We start from the raw sequence: 18766 nt of genomic DNA, 5'->3' as shown, positions 1-18766 counted from the left end.
ATCTACGTCAATCAAAAAGCCTCCTAAGCCAGCCTTAATAAGCATGTACCGCATGAGTGAGCTATGTCTGCCCGTGATACCTCTGGTGGATTATTGGCAACATCAACCAGCATTTGCACATCCTCACTCGCGCCATAACGACGCACAACACCTTTAAACTCTTCAACATCATGGCCGCGCATGGTCAGGATTGCTTGCCCGGTTTGCTTGTTAAACTTCGGCATATCAAATTCGTTCACAGCTTGAGCTATGTGATAAAGCTCATGTTCAACAAGGGCGCAAAAATCTGAATCCGAACACTCAAAGCAATATGACGCGGCCAATGTAATAAGAAATTTAGGCACATAGCCGAACCAATCAAGCATTTGTCGTTCTTGTCTTAGTTTTTGCCAACCACCAGCACGAAAAGCCACAGACTCACATTGACCTAATACCCTGCGACCCTGCTTTATGAATGGCTCACTTGACCACATCACAGCAATCTCTGTTTGACCCATTAAATGCTCATGATCCGGGTTATGGATTGATCCAGAGGGATCGATAATATTGTTATGTATCCAATCCCATACATCGGGCGCGGGCGCAAACTGCGACCCCTCAACATAAACACCCTCATCAGGCTTTAAATGTGTTGGAGGGAATGGCCGGGCGCTCATTTAAACCGCCTTATGAATTTCTTTATGGCACCAAGGGCAATTGATCGCTAAGCAACTATGCTGCCGATCATATTTAAGCTGGGCCTCATGCCTCATAAACTCAAAGCGTGCGCCACAATCGCGGCAATCAGCGATATATGGCTTTGAATCTGCAGGACGACCAGCCTTGATGATCTTCATGATTAACAGGCCCTAAAAAATATGGTTGCGGCGGCTGGATTTGAACCAGCGGCGTTGAGGTTATGACTCTCACGTTCTACCGGGCTGAACTACACCGCAAAAAAAACCTCTATTAAGAAGATTCTCTTAAGTAATAAAACCTTTTATAAAATTTGAATCCGTACCATTACCCATACATGCACCAGTACAAAAACATGCCTTGCCTTTATTTGGACAACCCTTAGTTATACTGGTCACTGCAGGCATTACAGACACGCCTTTCTGCGGTTTTGTTTCACTATCTGGGCTAAAGTTGTCATCACCATTGACCCAAGACTCAAGGTCTTTTGCTACTAAAAGAACCTGTTCTATATTCATATCAGGGCGATATGCAAGAACACCTAAAATAAGACGCTCTCTTAGTTCTTTGGCTGACATATCGAACTCCACAAATAAAAAATCCCCTGCTGCAAGCAACAAGGGGGAAGGGGTACAACAAATTAGTGCCGGGTTGACTGATTTTGGAATGGCAACCGGCGAACCATTCCCTTCGGGGGCTTTGTCTCGAATTAGTGGTGAGTTAATTTATGTCGGGGGAGGCACTCACCACACCGCACCCCTTGGCTTTATTCTTAGAAAGGCGCAGGCTGAGCGATTGAACGAACAAGGGCCATAATGCCCGTCTCAATGTCAGTCTTGCCGATTGCGGCCCAGCGTTGAGGCTCAGCGGCTTTAAAACGAGCTAGTTCGTCTTTAGCTTCGTTGAATACCTTATAAGCCGTTGCATCATTGGGCGCTAAATTGTAATAAGACTCATATGTACCAATCTGACCATTTTTAATACTTAGGTCAGTATTTAGGCGGCACATCAACTCTGCCTGCAACTCCAAGAGCTCTGAACCCTTAGCCTTGATACGATTCATCAGGTCAATTTCTTCTTGACTTAAATCGCGGTAGCCTTTGATTTTACGGTGTTGATTTTCCACGATGTTCTCCAAAAATAACAGGCAATAAAAAAGCCCAGAATCAATTAAGACCTGAGCTTTTTGCGTATTTTTCCACTATGGCGAAAACATACCCCAAATCTGCACCCGAAGCAACCCCCTATAAATCATATTCTATTGCTGCATGGTAAAAATAACCGCGCAAATGAATATCTAATCCAAGCCGCCAAGCGTGCAAAATATCGAATGCTGCCTGCTCAAACTCACCGTAGGTTCGCAGATAGACTTGTCTTGCGATATCTAAGCCCGTGAGTCTATGGCGTTCTACTCCGGTATAGTTTGCCGTACCCGTACCCGCACAAAAATGACAGTCTCTAAAATATGGAAAATGCGGTGTTGTATGCTTGCCATCGCCGCAGCATATGCGGCACATTCCCTTATTGAAAAGATACTGAGTCAAGACAGAGCGGGCAATTCCTTTTGCAACATCCTTTGCATTCAGCTTCGCAAACTTAACTTGTTTTTCAACAAAGAGTTGACGGATAGCATTAGTTAGGCATAACTGCACTAAACCAAAATATCGGTCATTGTTTCTGGTTGATCGGATTAGAGCCCAGAGCAAGGCGCATTGATCATCAGGCAAGCCGCCCATCATTTCAGCAACACGATTGCCGCCCGTGGTTTTCTTAGTGCTTGACTGACCATCTTTAAACCCGTCCATAAGTTTCTGTGCTAAATCAATCAGCTCAAACTTATCCTTTTTAGGTAATGTTAAAATGCTCATACTCATTATCTCCCTTGTGTATCTTTGTTCACATCAAACAACCGGGAATGATCGCCACCAAAAATATTTTCACGTCTATTCCACAATCTAACCGCTTCCCTAGCAACTGCCTCTCTATCCTCTGAATCAAAAATATCACCAAAATCGTGCTCAGTTTCCGAACCTTTAGAGCCGCACTCATGGCACCAAACATGCCCTAAAAAACATTCAGTTGTCCAAGCCGAGTCCGACTCAATACGAACGGCCATCATGCTTTTATCTAACTCCACCAAAACAACAGGCGGGCCACCGCAAAAAGGGCAAGCGTTGATAATTACGCGTTTATTAACGCTCAGGATGTCGCAAGATTCATCACTAAACAATTTATTATCAACGCATTTTCCATCTGAGGTATATATCATTTCATCACTACCAGTCACCATGACCAGAAATAATGCTGTACCTTGCACATATTGAATACTTTCAATTTGGCGGGGGCCATACCCCCTCAAATTTGCAATATCACAAGCATTCGCTTCATGTAAATTTACTCTCATAATTAAGGCCGCCCAAAGATCAACATTGCAGCATCCCGGGCGTGCTCACTGGTGCGGCCTTCATGACCAGTGATCTTTTTAAAAATCCCGTCTTTGACCTTGGTCATGCTGTTTTTAGGTGCAATGAGGTGAAGTGTTACACCCGGTTGGGTTTTGGCCCATTCTTCCCAGATTTGGCAATCACGCTTGATACTGCCCGCACCTTGGGCCTTCTCCCGTCCACCTGTGAACCATGTTCTTTTTCTGGCATCCTCAATATGTAAATCAACGGTACAGCCATTGAGCAAGAGTTCTTTGATCCATTCAATCGCCTGAATGATGGTTGTAGTTTTCACCCTGATTAACTGTTTGCTGCCTTTTTTCTTGGTTGCAAACCCTGTCTTTACACCGGGATCAATGCCAACAAGATAATGCCCTACTGTTTCAACCATGCTTTTTTCTATCATGTTGTCATTCCTTCTGGTGGATTCAATCTATAAATATTTCTAAAATGCTGCGGGTCTTTAATTGCTAAAAGGTGAAGCTCTGCCAAAGTTTCAGTAAAGTCTTTATTTTTCAGCAAGTTATCATTGATAAAATATTCATCAATATCAATTGATACCTTCTCTCTCATCTCTTTTAGCGTGTACTTATTGCCAGCGGTCAAAAATATGGGTGGTGGGTGGTGTTGGGCTTCTGCCTTACCTCCCACAGAACCTTCCAAGAACCGAAGATTTTTCGCTTGCGAAAAAGTTGAGGTTCTTGGAAGGTTCTGTGGGAGGTTCCCTGTTAGGTTCTGCGACCCAAATTTGGGTTCATTCAACGACCCGTTTTTGGGTTCATTCAACGACCCAAATTTGGGTTCATTAAAATCCAAATTTGGAATCATTCCGTTTTTGGAATCATTCCGTTTTTGGGTCGATTCAACAGACCCGCTTTTGGGTTCATTACGGTAGTTTTCACGGTTCTTTACGCCGACCAATTCAAGGACCCGGACACGGCCAGTTGACCCCTTACGCTTGCCAGTGTCGGCAATGAGGCCCCGGTTGATTAGATCGGTGATCACCTTTTTGACGGTTTTGATATCAAGATGGGTATCTTTTTCAAGGCGTTCAGCGGACGGCCAGCACGTATTTTCCTCACCAGCACGATCCGCAAGGGCCAGCAAAACAAGGCGCTCGCTACTGCTGAATACGGGCACATTCCAAGCCCAGACGGTGGCATCTACGCTCATGCTGTATAACCCCGCTCTGCGAGTTCGCATAACATGCTGCAGTCAGGCAAAGGCTCATCATGGCGACCCGCATCGACAGGCAATTCAAGCAGGCTTATACGTTTACCACCATGCACCCAAAGATTAGCACTTGGGCCAATTGCGGCCTGTATAGCTGCTATTTCTGCAAAATCATCAGGGAAATGGGTCCGCACCCTATTCCAATATCCCATCCCACCTTTTACGCAACCGATGCAATTATTATTGTTAAAGCCAAGTTGATACATTTCAGGCAGATTTATGCCTGCTCGCTCAACCATTGCTAAACAATCAGATTTAGTTAGGCCAGCATCAATTAAAGGGGTAAGTATTGGCATATCTGGGTGACGCTCTAACCAATCATCTCGCCTCCATGGCTCATCAGCCGTATAACCAATAACCTGTATGTCACCGGGCATTGCGAACTTATCAAGAGGGGCACGCTTTATAATGCGAGTACATGGCGCACCATGGCGCGACTTCATAAACCGTTCTCTACGCCATACTTCACGCACAGAACTGCCGTACTTTTCATCTTTGATGATGGTGACATCACGGCCAAACCATTTTTCACAATCTGCTCTGAAACGTGCATTGTCTGGATGCTCTTCCTTGATCCACACACAAACGATCAAAGCATCAGGATATTGTTGCAGGGCTAATTTTGTGGCGACGGCACTGGCCGCACCGGCTGAGAAATTGCAAACAATACGTGTCATGCCGACTCCCTCCATGCAATCTCATGCCCAAAGTTCGCCAAAACTAGCGCCTTAGGTAAACCCGGCGGTACCGAATTGCCGCACATCCGAGTTTGTTCTGTTTTGGTGAGGCGTATAACCTTGCCATGCTCATCAATACCGCGGTCAATGATGTAAGAACGCCTAAACCCTTGCGCGGTGAATAGCTCACGCGGTTGCAACATGCGAAAGCCGATATCATCAATTTGATATGGCATACCATCGACCATGACTAGCCCGAAACGGTCATGTGTGGGGATTGTGCGAATTGGCTTATCAAGTGATTGGCCGTCTTTATCGTTACCGTAGAAAGTTGTCAAAAAAGCCCGCACTTCGGCAAAATGACCACCGCCAGCCGTGATGGTATGTAACGGGGTTTCTACAGACTGACCAACATTGTTATTTCTAAGTTTTACAAGATGGGAAGTCACCAAAGAATGATGATCTTTTGCGGTGATCGTGTGCGCTGGGCCAGTGACCGGGCAACCAACAACACCTGTATAGTTTTTTGTTAGAAATGCAGCAACCAAGGCATGATGACCGCCTTTAGTTTGAGCGCATATGGTGCGTATTGGCTCGTTAGCAGGCATGCAGCGCGGTGATGAAGCGTTAGCACACTCTGTTAAGACAGGCGCAACAATCCCATAGCCATTTTTAGAAGAAATGGTTTGTAGTGGTTCAAAAATGCTCTGACCACGGAATGCGGAATATTGAGGCGAAGTATGATTACACTTAACAATAAACGGCTTATCAGCATTCACGACATAACGCATTAAACCTGTTGCAATTCGCTTGCATGTCGCATCGGCCAGCGGCTTTGTACGTTCAAATATTGAAGGGCATGGAATGGACCAGTCAATACAATCTGCCACAATATCCCAAGGCAATAATTTGCCTTTTTTGACTGCATCACTTGCTGGATCGCCATGAGTAGGTTTAGGCCACTTAATCGGCAATCCATCCTTACGGGCTACCAAAAAGAAACGCTTACGCAGTGTAGGCATTCCGAAGTCATGCGCACGCAATACCCGATACTCAACGTCATACCCTTGACGACGCAGAGCATTAACAAAAGAATTGAAGGTCCGACCTTTGCTCTTAGGGCATGGCCTGCCATCTTTGCCAACATCCCCCCAGGTTTTGAACTCTTCGACATTCTCAAGCATGATTACACGCGGACGCACCTTTGCAGCCCAGCGAAGCGCAACCCATGCCAAACCACGAATCTTTTTATCAACGGGTGTACCGCCCTTGGCTTTGCTGAAATGCTTACAGTCTGGTGATAGCCACACCAAGCCGACAGGCTGATTTTTGGTAATTTCGCAGGGGTCCACATCCCATACAGACTCACAATAATGCTTCGTCATTGGGTGGTTTATACGGTGCATTGCCAAGGCTTTAGGGTCGTGATTGATTGCGATATCAACCGGACGCTTAAACGCCTCTTCAAGGCCCTCTGCTACCCCGCCACCGCCTGCAAAATTATCGACAATAAGTTCATGCGGAAATAGCCCATAAAAATCAGGTTCCCCAAAAGCACAATACTGACGTAGATAATCAATAGTAGTTTGACTTACTGATATGTGGCTATTCATTGGTTGCACCAGCCTTAACAGAATCATCGGCCAATACATAACGACCAAACGAACCGCCGTTAATGCGCTCATGCTGCGTTACGATCTTATGCCCTGCTGCACGTAGTTCATTGATACGCGCGGCCAGCCGATAGCAACTAAACCGGGGGATAGCCTCAGCTTGCGTTATTGATTCGCCATTTTTAAGGGCCTGCAAAATTGCGGCGGCTTGTCCAGAAGTGCTCATGATCTGCACCGCCTTAACCAACAAGCGCGAGGCTTTGGGGTTTATAAACCTTGCTAGGGTTTGCGTGCTCTAATAGCCATTCAGAGGTGAAAGAATCCTGTTGGGCTGTAACGCTTTGAGCAAGCAATTCTGCATAGTTCGTTTCGCCTGTGTACTCCGTCCGTGGTAAATGCCCTCGCTTAACCCAACGGCCAATGGCCGCAACACTGATATTACAAATTGCCGCCGCGTTTGCTTGACCACCTACCGCAGCAATAGCTTTTTCAAGGGCTGAAACTTGTTTTTGTGATGACATGTTAAATTTCCAATTTAATTAATCCGCAAATTATTAAACCATTGGTTTAATAAAAATGCAACTAGCGGTTTATTCCTTTTCGTTTTATAAATACTCAGAATATAAACCTGCGGTTTAACGCATTGGAGTTAACATGACATCTACACCAGCCCTGCTACAGGACAGAATTAAACTAGCCCTTGATCACAAAGGGCTCTCTTGGTCGCGGGCTGCAATCCTGCTTGGCTTTTCTGCGCAAGCCGCTACGAATTGGAAAAAGGGGAAGATTTCAAACGACACACTTTCCGAACTTGCCAAGTTGACGGGTGTAAATTCTGGATGGTTACTAGATGGTCAAGGGCCAATGCTTCCCGACGGCATACCAATAGAAGAAAACATCGTGACCCCGGTCCTCGCATGGGATAACGATACGGAAATGGACGACGACGACATAGCCATTCCATTTTATAAGGATTTTTTATTAGCTTGTGGATCAGGCGCAACAGGAGAGGCTTTGAAAAATGAAACACGACGACTTTGGTTAAGTCGTTCAACATTAAAGAGTTATGGAGTAGACCCTGCAAGCGCGGCGGCAATGACTGCGGTAGGCAATTCAAATTATCCAGAAATTAAGGATAAAGCGACGGTATATGTAGACTTAAGCGACACAAAGATTGTAGATGGTTGCGTTTATGCGATTGAGCATGACGGGGCTTTTAAATTTAAGTATTTATATAATCTACCGCTTGGCGGCTTACGTGTTGTTAGCAAGAACGCCGAAGAGTACCCGGAAGAAAGACTTACTGCAGAGCAAATTAAAGAACAGCGGTTTATCGTGCTTGGTTATGCCTTCGATGTACAAAACCCACTCCCCCGCAAAAAATAATCTTTACCCGACTTACCCTAAGATCGATGATATTTTAAGCAAAAAATCTTAAATTACATTCAACACATAGCCCACTTTCTACAGTGGGCTTTTCTTTGTCCATCGCTTATCTATTGATCATTTTGTAACCAGTTAAACCAACGGTTTAATTTAACCGTTGATTTAATATTAAACCGATGGTTTAATTTGTTGCATTAGGACGCATACAGCGACCCATAAAAAGCCCTTACGTTGTTCTAGCAACCAAGGGCATGACCCCAAATAGTGTTGGAGTAAAAATATTATGGATAAGTTTGAAAGCGATTTACAAGAATTTCTTGAGGGAATCGATCTCATAGCCACACCAAACCCGGTAAAAGATATTTCCATTACCAATCAACCAAACCCGATCAAAGATATCGATTTTGAGCGTATCGATCAGATTTGCACACAGCGCTTACAAGCCCCCGACTTTGCACAGCCTCAAATTGATCCAGAGTCAGGCGGTAACGGTTTGGTGATTATCGGTGTTTTTCTTGTTTTCCTTGGCCTCTACATCGGGGCCTGTGCTGTTGGGGTACATCTATGAATAAGCATACCCCCGGACCTTGGGTGGCCTGCTTTGACCATCCCCACGAACAATGCACAAATTCAATTGCAGAAATTCGCCCTGTCAGTAATAGCGAACGCTATTTAGGTACGCGCATTTCAACGATTTACGGTTGCGAACATCCTGACGGTGTGCAAGCAAGCAATGCGCAGCTTATTGCTACAGCGCCGGAACTTCTTGAAGCGCTGGAAGCTTTGGTTTCAGTTTTTGAGCCTCGCGGCATTTATGGCTGTTTTGCTTTGGATCATGCAAAAAAAATCATCACTAAGGCAAAGTTTCATAAAACTGAAGGGGTCGCAGCTTAATGAATATCACAATCTTAGGCACACAGATTGCCTCTGACCTTGCCGCGTTATCACCGGCCATTCACACAAAATCAACTATGCCGATCCTAAGCAATGTTGCTTTGACTGTGAGTCATGGCGTTTTAACTATGCGGGGCACCAATACAGAAATTGAGATAGAGACATCCCGGACGCTTGATGGTGAGTTTAAAGAGGGCTCATGTGCTGTCAATAACTACGCCTTCACCAACATCATTAAGCGCCTGTCTACTCGCTCTAAGCCGATCAATATTTTCTTAGATGAAAACCGCACGCTACACATTGAATGCGGCAAAGCGGCTTTAACGCTGCAGACGGCCTTAGTTGAGGATTTACCGTCGATTGATCGTGATGTTAAACAGGTCGCGCAACTTGATCTTGAGGACCCAAAAGACTTTACGTCTGCCTTAAAAGCCGTTCTGCCTTTTGTCGCTCATAACGATGTCCGGTACTACCTCACCGGGGTAGCCCTTCAAATGGATAAAGATTCAATTACGTTAATTGCATCTAATGGTCATCGCCTCGCCAGCTTTAGCCTACCCATTACAACGGGTGTTGCTGCCTCTCTAATCATCCCTGCACCGACTGTTAAGACTATTGTGCAGTTAATCTCAAATGCAAAAGAAAAAGCTTGCTGCCTGCAATTACAGCGCAGTACAGCCAGTTTCACCGTAGACCGCGTAAAACTCACAACCAAGCTAATTGACGGTAAATACCCTGATTGGAAGCGCATTGTTCCAAGAGGGGATTTTAATACGGTCCTAAACCGCCATGAGCTCACTCAAGCGGTTGAAATTGCCACTGCGGGCTACATAGCCGACTCAAGCAAGAGTTTCTGCGCCATCGCCATTACCCCTTGCAAAGATCGCCTACTTGTTAATTACACCGAGAGACACGGAAGCGGAAGCGGTAACGAAGAGTGCATAGCTACTCTTACCGAAAACCTAGATCACACGATCTGTATTGATCGTGATTACGTGCTCGATGCCATGAAATTCATTGATAGCGAGGACGTGAAAATCTTCATGCCTGCAGATTCACACGCAGCACTACGTTTTGAACCTGTTGACGGTGCGGACTGTCAAATAACTTTATCACCCATGAGGGCTTAATGATGAATGCACATTTTAATGATGCTGTTGAACGCTTGACCTATGCACGCCTCCACGTTACGCCAAGTCATCCAGCATTTGCGGCACTTCAAGATGTCCAAGCCTCTTTAGAGAGCGCGGAATATGATGAAGAGGAAGATGACTCAAACTATGACGATTGCCGGGCTAAAAAATTCAGTATCGAAGAAGATGCAGAACACGACGCTCTTGTGTTACTTGAGGATCGCATCGAATCTTTGGATATTGAACCGTCCTTTGATATTGATTCAATTGTTAAGAAAATAGTTGAGTATGGCAATCAAAGAGCCGAAGCCGTATTTGATGAAGCAAACCAGCCGGAATTTCCAGCACTTCGAGAAATTATCGACACGCTGCTGCAAATTTTGCCTACGGCGCGGGGCTAATCATGACTCACTTAATACAACCCGCGCCAGTCGTGCGCGGTGAGGGCGGCTTTTGGTACCACCCGGACTTCCCTGAATTTGACGGTGGCGAAGTTGTACCGTCGCAACTTTGGAAGGCGTGGCTTAAAGACCAGCAATTAACTGGTGAACAAACCATTTTCCTCGAAGGCGACGCGGAAGAGTTATTTAATCGCTATATGGAAGGCGATTTAGATGGTTTTACCGAATGGCAACCATCAAAGCCTGCGGGTGAAGGATGGTTTATTTTGTGCATTTTTGATACCGAAGATGGGCCTTACTGCACTTGGGTACAACGTCATCATGACCCTATGTTTGATTATATCAATCAGACCTACGGCCTAAAAATCCAAAAAGATACAGTGGCGCATTTTAAGGGTCGCAAAGGCCGCGTAACCAAAACCCGCGCCGCCTATGTTGGGATTGTCTTTGATGATGATCCTATTCGTAAGGTTCACTGGTGTCACCCGACTTGGGAAGTGGTGTATGAGTACCAGGAGGGCGCATCGCCAGCAGTGGAGGTGCAATTGTGAGTATCAATCATAAAGCCGAAGTAATACGCCTCACATCCCTAATCACTGAGCATAACGCGCAGTGCTTAGACAGGTGCGGAAAAACAAGCCAAACACTGTCTTTAAGCTGCACACACAAAGGCAATGATTTTCGATCATGTACCAATTGCCCGGCCAATTGGGCAATAAAAGGTGTTGAAGCTGCTGCGCCTGCATCGGATGAAACTGATCTAGCAAAAATTCAAACTGTTCTCTTGCGCCACTTGCAGAACATAAGAAGCAACAAATGCAAAGACACGTCTGCAGGCCAAGCGCTCGAAAGCATCAAAGACATTCTAGGCATTGAGTGGATTGATTTTGAGTCTGATTCTTGGATCAGCACTAAGGACCGATACCCGGACAATGAGGATGATGTTTTGATCTGGGATGGTTTCAGACAACGTGTTGCTTTTTGGGTCTCTGAAAAGAGCGTAGTTTGTAGCTCTGAACGGCCATATGAAGGCGAAGCAGTATACGACGATGACTCAGACATGCTTTATTGGCCTGCAGACTGGTACAGCTATGAGGACGGCCCAGAAATGAACATGGCTGTTATGGGTACCGTCTCTCATTGGCAACCACTCAAAGGCCGTCCTAACGAGGTGCAATCATGAGCAACCCATTAGAACAACAACGGTTTGAAGCTTGGTTTAAGACCACTACCGCTTATGAAAAATTAGCCACTTTTTACAGCAATGTATTTAAGAAAGCTAAAAACATTGGTGCCGTCTACATTGCCCATGAGACAAAACTAGCATTTGAGGCATGGCAAGCGGCCAAACTGGATTCAATTATTGTTGAAAGTGAATGGGTGAATATAGCTGATCGGTTGCCGACAGAAGCAGATACAGATGAATGCGGCTACTTGTGGGCTATCACCGAGAACTATCCAAATACAGCTATTTGGTACCTAAATGTCCAATATGAAAAAGGTCTATGGCATCCAAAACCAAAGTGTTTTCCGCCTAAGCCGCCTGTCGGGTGCGAATCATGAGTAACTCAATCAGATTGCGTGAACTGAAAATAAAGTGGATGGATGCTGGGATCACAAAACCAGAGACATTAGAAATTTTAATACTTCAAGATGAGCGCATAGCAGAGCTTGAGGGGGCGATTCATAAAGTAATGGATGCAAGTTTAACTGACATTAATATTGCGTTTTTGACTGATATTAATAATGCACTAACTGAGCTATTCGCACTCATTAAGGATAAGCCCCATGCACCTACTTAAAACTAAGAGGGGTTGGAGTCGGTTTAAAAACAGTCATCTTGAGATGTTCCCAACTGGCAAAGACCCTAAAGAATACCCCTGTTTTGTTTGGCTAGAACGGGGAACCTACCGAGGCGGCTACACGACATATCCTATGTTCTGGTATGCCGAGCGGTTGGAATATGAATTAAAGCGGCTTGAGAAAGCCAAAGCGGAACTGAAATTGAAAGCAGATAAACGCGAGGAGAATGAATAATGTCCGATAGTTATTTTTTACTTGCACTTAAATTTAAGTCGCCTATGATTACGCTACGTCAAGCGCTTGATACATGGGATTTAGGCATGGATGAGACGCAGGCTAAACGCTTGGCAAACAAGCAGGGCTTACCCTACCCGGCCATTAAACAAGGCCACAAAGCCGAACATATGGTTTCTATTGTCGATCTAGGCTTAGCAATGGATGCCGCTGCGGAAAAGGCAAAATCAGACTGGCTTAACATGAACAATTAAGCCAGTGTGTTACTACACCTTTGCTACATGATTTTTTTAAAACTCAATAAATGTCTTATTTATAACAATTATATTTTTTTATTGCGCCGAGCCTGCATGGGCTCTGTCAGCGGTGTCGTGTTTTCAATTGCACGCTGAACAAAAGCTTCACCCATGACTTCGGTGCGCACCTTTAAACCCTTTTCTTGATTGGTATTAGACATTATTGAGTACTCAAAAACACTTAAATCAGACGCTAGAAACATCTAGCGAGGTAACGTCAAAGTACCCTCGCCCACAAAGCAAACCTGCCCACGTACTTTAACCGACCACGGCAACTCAGCACTGACCGTCGCGAAAATCTCACTGGGTCTTCCCACATATTGCCCTTGTTTGAATTGGATCGTTTCATTGACCTTAGCATGTCCATGTAGGGTCAAGTAGACCGCTGCAGGTCCCGCTGCACTCCCCGTCGCAATATCTTCAACCCGTCCATCATTATCCCATGTTCGTCCTTCGCGCCGGTGCACATCCAAAACATACACGAATTTTGCTCCAACTTTGGTCAATAGCGCTTCGAAGTGTTTAATAACGATCCCAGCATGTTGTAGGTTTTGACGTAGCGGCACGATTAAATAAGGCAGACCCGTCGAAATCACCTGTAAAGGTAAATTCGGGATGAGATCAGCTTGGGTCAAATTTAAGGCGGCTAATATCTCTTCAAAATATTCCTCAGAAATAGGGGACGATACTTTGGCAACGCCTTGATCCATTTCGGCCCAATATTCACCCGCTATATGGTGACTACAGACTGAAACTTCTCCAGATTCTGTGATCAAACTCAGCGCCACTTCATCTTGCTTCGGATAACTCTTGTGATGAAGATACGCCGCCGCACCAATCAATGGATGCCCTGCAAATGGGAGCTCTTCTTCCATGGTAAAGATGCGCACAGCGAACGATGGTGAGTGATCAATCTTTTTGATAAAAATACTTTCAAATTGACGCATCTCTTGTGTAATCGACAACATCAAGTCATCAGAGAGATCCTCTACAAGACTGAAGATACTAAGCCCATTCCCTGATAAAGGTTGATGTGCAAAAACATCCATCAATGTAAAAGAAATCTGCACATTTGCCATGTCTAAACGCTCATTGCTAAATAATTATCTGATAAAAAATCAATGATCTCGGCTCATCTCTAGATATTGCGCATGCAAGACGCGTAACTGCTGATACAAATGCGTTAGCTCCCCATCATTCACGGCCACATCATCAGCTTGGGCCAAGCGATCTGTTCGGGCAATCTGCACAGCCATGATTCGATCAATCGACTCTAGTGTTTGTCCATCACGAGCGCCGGCACGGATACGCTGCACTTCTTCTGGTACATCAACCACTAAAATACGTTGACATAAACTGGAAAGCCCTGCCTTCCCAGATTCAAGCAAAAGAGGAGATACCAAAATGACATAAGGCGATGTTGCCGCTTGCAACTGCTGTGCCATCGCCACATGAATACGTGCATGGGTGATCTTTTCTAATTTCTGACGATCCTGAGGATGTAAGAATACATGTTGACGTAACGCAGCCCGATCCAAAGTGCCGTCGGGTTGGAGTACCCAATGACCAAACGTTTCTGCAATTTCTAATAGTGCTGGCTGACCTACCATCACCACTTCGCGCGCGACGACATCGGCATCGACCACCGTAATCCCTTGAGCTGCAAACCAATCACTTGCTGCTGTTTTACCACTGCCTATACCACCCGTTAAACCCACAATGAACATAGCTCGGACCTATTGATGAGAGATGCGATGAATACGCTATTGAAGCATTAAATACCACAAACAAAAATCCCCAAACCTCTCTTTGACCAAGGTTTAGGGATTTTGTCTTTTAAGCAGTGCACGATGTCTGCTGACACCGCGTTCTAAATCTAATGGTACATGCCTAAATATCCAGTAACCAACTGATTGCCCCACAGTAGCGATATCCATCCAGCAATTGCAATATAGGGTCCAAATGCAAATGGCTGATTCTCTTTACGTACTTTAAGTAAAATAATACCAATGATGGCACCCACAAAGGACGATAATAGGATAATCAACGGCAATTGCATGGGACCCAACCAAGCACCGAGCGCGGCCAGTAACTTAAAGTCCCCGTAGCCCATGCCTTCTTTACCTGTGATCACTTTAAATAGAATATAGACAATCCACAGTACCAAAAAACCAATGACATAGCCCCAAATCGCCTGACTCGGCGATACAAAAAGACTTTGTGCATTGACCAATAATCCTGCAGCAGCAAGCGGTAAAGTAATGCGATCGGGTAAATATTGGGTATCAAAATCGATACCTGTCAAAGCAATCAATGCCCAAGTAAGCCCTAAAGCACAAAGCATTTGTAACGTTGGACCAAAGACTAAAAATACAGCGAGTGACGCCAACATGGTTAATAGTTCAACCAAAGGGTAGCGAATCCCAATAGAAGTCTTACATGCGCTGCATTTACCACGGAGTACTAGCCAACTCAGCAGCGGAATATTTTCATACCAACGGATTTTATGACCGCAGGATGGACACGTGGAAGCAGGTTGACTCAGTGTCATTTTTGCTGGGGGTTTAGACTCATCCAAGCGATGTTGTTCTTGCAACTCGTCATGCAGGAGCACGGAGCAATCTTGATGCCACTCACTTTCCATAATTCGCGGCAGTCGGTAAATCACGACATTCAAAAAACTACCGACGCACAGCCCCAGTAATGCGATCAGCAATGTACTGAGCCAAGGTAAAGCAATAATCACATCCAAAGCATCGTGCAAATTCTGCATTACATCACCGAGCCCATTTGGAAGATGGGCAGATACATTGCGATCACCAGCCCCCCAACAAGCACACCCAAAACGGCCATAATCAAAGGTTCCATCAACGATGTTAAACCATCAACTGCGTTATCCACTTCATTTTCAAAGTGAGTCGCTACTTTATCAAGCATCGCATCCAAAGCACCAGACTCCTCACCAATCGCAACCATTTGTATGGCCATTGATGGAAAACGATCCGTCGAACGCATTGCAAATTGCAGTTGCTGCCCTGTCGAAACATCTTCACGAATTTGCATGGTTGCTTTGCGGTACAAAACATTATTGGTTGCACCAGCAGTTGACTCTAATGCATCAATTAATGGTACCCCAGCCGCAAAAGTTGTGGCTAATGTCCGACTAAAGCGCGCAATAATCGCCTTGTAAACCAAATCACCAAAAATAGGTAATCTCAGTACCAGCTTATCCAAAAAATCACGGAATTTTTCGCTACGCTTAAACGACTCTGTAAATCCTCCAACGGCAAGCGCAATAATACCTATCAATGCCCACCAGTAATCCTGCATCCACTTGGACATGTTAACTACCATTTGCGTAAATGCGGGCAAATCCGCACCAAAAGACGCAAACAGATCTTGAAACACAGGCACAACCTTTACCATCAGAATAATCGTCACAACTAATGCAACGATAATAACCGCGATAGGATATTTCATTGCTTTCTTGATCTTTTGCTTTAGCAACTCACTCTTTTCTTTATAGATTGCTACACGATCTAGCATTGTTTCTAATGCACCAGATTGCTCGCCTGAAGCAACCAGTGAACAAAAGAGCTCATCAAAATACTGGGGATACTTATGTAAGGCACCTGCAAAGGTATTCCCTCCCTCCACTTCACCTTTAATGCCCAAAACAACTTCACGCATTGATGGATTATCTAATCCTTCGGCTACAATCTCAAAAGATTGAACTAAGGGTACCCCAGCTTTCATCATCGTCGCCAATTGACGCGTAAAAATCGCGATATCCATTGCCGAGACTTTTTTCTTGGAAATGAACTCAAGCAAATTCTTTTGTTTCTTGCGGATGCTGGTGACATTGATCCCTTGCTTACGCAAGACTGCTTTCGCCAGAGCCATATTCTTACTAGGGATTTCCCCCTTGATTTTTTGACCCCGCCGATTGGTTCCCTCGTAGAGAAAATTCGGAATATCCTGTGCTTTATTGACGGCCATGTTCGCTCTCTTTTTAGCGTGTCCTATTGAAATTAAATACCAATACGACACATCGTCCTTCATCTCTAAATTGCAGCATCCGCATGCAATCGCTCTGTCTTCATCAACGTTTTGAACTCATTTTATTAATCACAAAACAGCGCCTGCGCAGTTTTATGATCGATTTACTCGCCACCTGTGACTCGGTTTACCTCTTGCAGACTGGTCATACCTTGCATAACTTTGATCAGTCCTGAACGGCGTAAATCATTGAAGCCCGATCGACGCGATGCATCGGCAATATCGATCGCATTGCCTTCTTCCATAATAATCCGTGAAATCTCAGACGTGACTTTCATTACCTCGTAAATTCCAATACGGCCTTTATAGCCATCACGACATTCAGAGCAGCCAACGGGCTGATAAACTTTAAATCCTGTTGCCAAATCCTCATCGGTAAAGCCCATTTCTTTTAAACTTTGCGCCGGTACATCAACAGGGCTCTTGCACGCTGGGCACAATCTGCGTGCTAAGCGCTGCGCAATCACCAGATTCACTGAAGTTGCAATATTAAATGAAGGCACACCCATGTTACGCAGACGCGTTAACGTCTCCGGAGCACTGTTGGTATGCAATGTTGACATCACCATATGCCCTGTTTGTGCAGCTTTTACAGCTATTTCGGCTGTTTCAAGGTCACGGATTTCACCCACCATCACAATATCAGGATCTTGGCGTAAGAATGCACGGAGCGCGACCGCAAAGGTTAAGCCTGTTTTTAAGTTGACATTAACCTGATTAATCCCTTCTAAGTTAATTTCAACAGGGTCTTCTGCTGTTGAAATATTCGTATCAACTGTATTCAAGATATTCAGACCCGTATAGAGCGAAACCGTTTTCCCTGAACCAGTTGGACCTGTGATCAACAACATTCCCTGTGGGCGCTCAAGAGCAGCCATAAACAATGCTTTTTGTTCAGGCTCATAACCGAGCGCATCAATACCCAGCATCGCACTCGACGCATCCAAAATACGCAGAACAATTTTTTCGCCATACAGAGTTGGCAGAGAGTTCACACGAAAGTCAATTGCTTTGGTTTTAGAAACTTTGAGCTTAATTCGACCGTCTTGTGGCATACGCTTTTCAGAAATGTCCATTTGCGACATGACTTTCAAACGCGCTGCCAATTTAGGCGCCAATTGAATAGGCGGACGGGCAATTTCGCGCATCACACCATCAACACGATAGCGAATCCGATAGCTTTTCTCATAGGGCTCAAAATGTAAGTCTGAAGCCCCCATACGAATCGCATCAATCAGCATTTTATTAATGAACTTTACAACAGGAGCTTCTTCCGCTCCTGCTGCATCGTTTGCATTTTTATCGTCGTTGTTTTCGGTTTCGACATCCAGCTCAACATCACCACCAAAGCCGCTAAAATCAGCGGTGGTCATGTTTTCATAAAGCTTTTCTATCAGTCGCGCCAGCTTGTCCTCTTCGACCACAACCGCCTCAACCGCTAAGCGGCTGGCAAAACGGATGGCTTCCAACGCATCCACCCGTGTCGGATCGCTCATCGCGACAAATATTCGGGAACCGCGCTTAAAAATAGGCACAACAGAAAACTGACGAACAATCTTCTCGTCTACAAGATCTTTCGGGATGAGGCTCTGATCTATCGCATCAAGATCAAATAAGGAATCACCAAAATCGCGCGCAACCAACCAAGCAATCTGATCGGCTTTGGCCAATTTTTTGGAGACTAAATGCGAGATTAATGTGATTTTTTCGGTTTGAGCATCGCTGGCTGCGCGCTGCATAATTTCAGCTGTGACGATACCTTCATTCACAATCTGACGCGCTAAACCACCGAAGGATACCGCTTGTCCAGACATACACCTTCATCCATTCGTTATCAAAGACCTCACCTCCGTGAGCTTCCCGACTATAACCCACTCCGCAAGACTGTACAATCGGATAACATATCTAAATATGCATT

Annotated in this window: 27 protein-coding genes, 1 tRNA gene and 1 pseudogene; 11 read left to right on the top strand and 18 right to left on the bottom strand. The window is 45.0% G+C overall.

The features are described 5' to 3' along the window. Nucleotides 1–23 precede the first annotated feature (23 nt). From HYN46_RS16900 to HYN46_RS16845, 12 genes are all read right to left on the bottom strand, one after another. Nucleotides 24–656: a putative metallopeptidase gene (locus HYN46_RS16900; RefSeq protein ID WP_114900473.1), complete on the bottom strand. Its 633-nt coding sequence runs from the start codon at nt 654–656 to the stop codon at nt 24–26. A 202-nt stretch (nt 657–858) separates the two neighbouring features. Then, nucleotides 859–935 (bottom strand) — tRNA-Met (locus HYN46_RS16895). 27 nt (nt 936–962) lie between these two features. Continuing rightward, nucleotides 963–1253, bottom strand: coding sequence for a hypothetical protein (locus HYN46_RS16890; RefSeq protein ID WP_114900472.1), 291 nt, complete (start codon nt 1251–1253; stop codon nt 963–965). Between the two features lie 194 nt (nt 1254–1447). Further along, the gene (locus HYN46_RS16885) at nt 1448–1801 is read right to left on the bottom strand and encodes an Acb2/Tad1 domain-containing protein (protein ID WP_114900471.1); all 354 of its coding nucleotides are present in this window, start codon (nt 1799–1801) and stop codon (nt 1448–1450) included. A gap of 118 nt (nt 1802–1919) precedes the next feature. Beyond that, complete coding sequence (locus tag HYN46_RS16880) at nt 1920–2543, bottom strand: hypothetical protein (protein ID WP_114900470.1); 624 nt, start codon at nt 2541–2543, stop codon at nt 1920–1922. A 5-nt stretch (nt 2544–2548) separates the two neighbouring features. Beyond that, nucleotides 2549–3079: a Lar family restriction alleviation protein gene (locus tag HYN46_RS16875; protein WP_114900469.1), complete on the bottom strand. Its 531-nt coding sequence runs from the start codon at nt 3077–3079 to the stop codon at nt 2549–2551. A gap of 2 nt (nt 3080–3081) precedes the next feature. Beyond that, nucleotides 3082–3525: a hypothetical protein gene (locus HYN46_RS16870; protein ID WP_228254842.1), complete on the bottom strand. Its 444-nt coding sequence runs from the start codon at nt 3523–3525 to the stop codon at nt 3082–3084. Beyond that, nucleotides 3522–4292 carry a helix-turn-helix domain-containing protein gene (locus HYN46_RS16865; protein WP_114900468.1) on the bottom strand — a complete coding sequence of 257 codons (771 nt, stop codon included), beginning with the start codon at nt 4290–4292 and terminating at the stop codon, nt 3522–3524. Before HYN46_RS16865 ends, HYN46_RS16870 begins: the two co-directional genes overlap by 4 nt. After that, nucleotides 4289–5029 (bottom strand): phosphoadenosine phosphosulfate reductase domain-containing protein, encoded by a 741-nt coding sequence (locus tag HYN46_RS16860; RefSeq protein WP_114900467.1) that lies wholly within the window; start codon nt 5027–5029, stop codon nt 4289–4291. The genes HYN46_RS16865 and HYN46_RS16860 overlap by 4 nt, the downstream gene beginning before the upstream one ends. After that, complete coding sequence (locus HYN46_RS16855; protein WP_114900466.1) at nt 5026–6642, bottom strand: DNA cytosine methyltransferase; 1617 nt, start codon at nt 6640–6642, stop codon at nt 5026–5028. The genes HYN46_RS16860 and HYN46_RS16855 overlap by 4 nt, the downstream gene beginning before the upstream one ends. Continuing rightward, nucleotides 6635–6868: a helix-turn-helix domain-containing protein gene (locus HYN46_RS16850; protein WP_114900465.1), complete on the bottom strand. Its 234-nt coding sequence runs from the start codon at nt 6866–6868 to the stop codon at nt 6635–6637. Before HYN46_RS16850 ends, HYN46_RS16855 begins: the two co-directional genes overlap by 8 nt. Before the next feature lie 13 nt (nt 6869–6881). Continuing rightward, entirely contained in the window at nt 6882–7163 is a 282-nt protein-coding gene (locus tag HYN46_RS16845; RefSeq protein WP_114900464.1) for a helix-turn-helix domain-containing protein, read from the bottom strand. Between the two features lie 133 nt (nt 7164–7296). On the opposite strand from HYN46_RS16845, the gene HYN46_RS16840 reads away from it, so the two are divergent. The 11 genes from HYN46_RS16840 to HYN46_RS16790 all read left to right on the top strand — a co-directional run bounded on the left by HYN46_RS16840 (nt 7297) and on the right by HYN46_RS16790 (nt 12747). After that, the gene (locus HYN46_RS16840) at nt 7297–8028 is read left to right on the top strand and encodes an XRE family transcriptional regulator (RefSeq protein ID WP_114900463.1); all 732 of its coding nucleotides are present in this window, start codon (nt 7297–7299) and stop codon (nt 8026–8028) included. A 283-nt stretch (nt 8029–8311) separates the two neighbouring features. Beyond that, nucleotides 8312–8596: a hypothetical protein gene (locus HYN46_RS16835; protein WP_114900462.1), complete on the top strand. Its 285-nt coding sequence runs from the start codon at nt 8312–8314 to the stop codon at nt 8594–8596. Continuing rightward, nucleotides 8593–8922: a hypothetical protein gene (locus HYN46_RS16830; protein ID WP_114900461.1), complete on the top strand. Its 330-nt coding sequence runs from the start codon at nt 8593–8595 to the stop codon at nt 8920–8922. Before HYN46_RS16835 ends, HYN46_RS16830 begins: the two co-directional genes overlap by 4 nt. Next, nucleotides 8922–10052, top strand: coding sequence for a DNA polymerase III subunit beta (dnaN, locus tag HYN46_RS16825; protein WP_114900460.1), 1131 nt, complete (start codon nt 8922–8924; stop codon nt 10050–10052). The genes HYN46_RS16830 and dnaN overlap by 1 nt, the downstream gene beginning before the upstream one ends. Then, a complete protein-coding gene (locus HYN46_RS16820) occupies nt 10052–10456 on the top strand; it encodes a hypothetical protein (RefSeq protein ID WP_114900459.1) in 405 nt (134 codons plus the stop codon). The genes dnaN and HYN46_RS16820 overlap by 1 nt, the downstream gene beginning before the upstream one ends. Nucleotides 10457–10458: 2 nt before the next feature. Further along, nucleotides 10459–11007 (top strand): hypothetical protein, encoded by a 549-nt coding sequence (locus tag HYN46_RS17445; RefSeq protein ID WP_210009263.1) that lies wholly within the window; start codon nt 10459–10461, stop codon nt 11005–11007. Then, nucleotides 11004–11639, top strand: a complete 636-nt coding sequence (locus tag HYN46_RS16810; protein WP_162818277.1) for a DUF551 domain-containing protein — start codon at nt 11004–11006, stop codon at nt 11637–11639. The genes HYN46_RS17445 and HYN46_RS16810 overlap by 4 nt, the downstream gene beginning before the upstream one ends. Then, nucleotides 11636–12019, top strand: coding sequence for a hypothetical protein (locus HYN46_RS16805; protein WP_114900457.1), 384 nt, complete (start codon nt 11636–11638; stop codon nt 12017–12019). Before HYN46_RS16810 ends, HYN46_RS16805 begins: the two co-directional genes overlap by 4 nt. Further along, nucleotides 12016–12258 (top strand): hypothetical protein, encoded by a 243-nt coding sequence (locus tag HYN46_RS16800; protein WP_114900456.1) that lies wholly within the window; start codon nt 12016–12018, stop codon nt 12256–12258. The genes HYN46_RS16805 and HYN46_RS16800 overlap by 4 nt, the downstream gene beginning before the upstream one ends. Beyond that, nucleotides 12245–12493: a hypothetical protein gene (locus HYN46_RS16795; protein ID WP_114900455.1), complete on the top strand. Its 249-nt coding sequence runs from the start codon at nt 12245–12247 to the stop codon at nt 12491–12493. Before HYN46_RS16800 ends, HYN46_RS16795 begins: the two co-directional genes overlap by 14 nt. Then, nucleotides 12493–12747, top strand: coding sequence for a pyocin activator PrtN family protein (locus tag HYN46_RS16790; protein WP_114900454.1), 255 nt, complete (start codon nt 12493–12495; stop codon nt 12745–12747). Before HYN46_RS16795 ends, HYN46_RS16790 begins: the two co-directional genes overlap by 1 nt. 92 nt (nt 12748–12839) lie before the next feature. On the opposite strand, the pseudogene HYN46_RS16785 reads toward HYN46_RS16790, so the two are convergent. The 6 genes and pseudogenes from HYN46_RS16785 to pilB all read right to left on the bottom strand — a co-directional run. Then, nucleotides 12840–12950, bottom strand: a pseudogene (locus HYN46_RS16785) (carboxymuconolactone decarboxylase family protein); the annotation flags it as partial. A gap of 42 nt (nt 12951–12992) precedes the next feature. Then, nucleotides 12993–13868 (bottom strand): PhzF family phenazine biosynthesis protein, encoded by an 876-nt coding sequence (locus tag HYN46_RS16780; RefSeq protein ID WP_114900453.1) that lies wholly within the window; start codon nt 13866–13868, stop codon nt 12993–12995. A 39-nt stretch (nt 13869–13907) separates the two neighbouring features. Next, complete coding sequence (coaE, locus tag HYN46_RS16775; RefSeq protein WP_114900452.1) at nt 13908–14516, bottom strand: dephospho-CoA kinase; 609 nt, start codon at nt 14514–14516, stop codon at nt 13908–13910. A 149-nt stretch (nt 14517–14665) separates the two neighbouring features. Continuing rightward, nucleotides 14666–15553: a prepilin peptidase gene (locus HYN46_RS16770; protein WP_407640809.1), complete on the bottom strand. Its 888-nt coding sequence runs from the start codon at nt 15551–15553 to the stop codon at nt 14666–14668. An 8-nt stretch (nt 15554–15561) separates the two neighbouring features. Next, nucleotides 15562–16788: a type II secretion system F family protein gene (locus HYN46_RS16765; protein WP_114900450.1), complete on the bottom strand. Its 1227-nt coding sequence runs from the start codon at nt 16786–16788 to the stop codon at nt 15562–15564. 164 nt (nt 16789–16952) lie between these two features. Continuing rightward, nucleotides 16953–18662, bottom strand: coding sequence for a type IV-A pilus assembly ATPase PilB (pilB, locus tag HYN46_RS16760; protein ID WP_114900449.1), 1710 nt, complete (start codon nt 18660–18662; stop codon nt 16953–16955). Nucleotides 18663–18766: the final 104 nt, after the last annotated feature.

Source organism: Aquirhabdus parva (assembly GCF_003351745.1).
Taxonomy (GTDB): domain Bacteria; phylum Pseudomonadota; class Gammaproteobacteria; order Pseudomonadales; family Moraxellaceae; genus Aquirhabdus; species Aquirhabdus parva.
The sequence above is the reverse complement of the archived record's forward strand: the minus strand, read 5'-3'. Positions and strand labels throughout refer to the sequence as shown.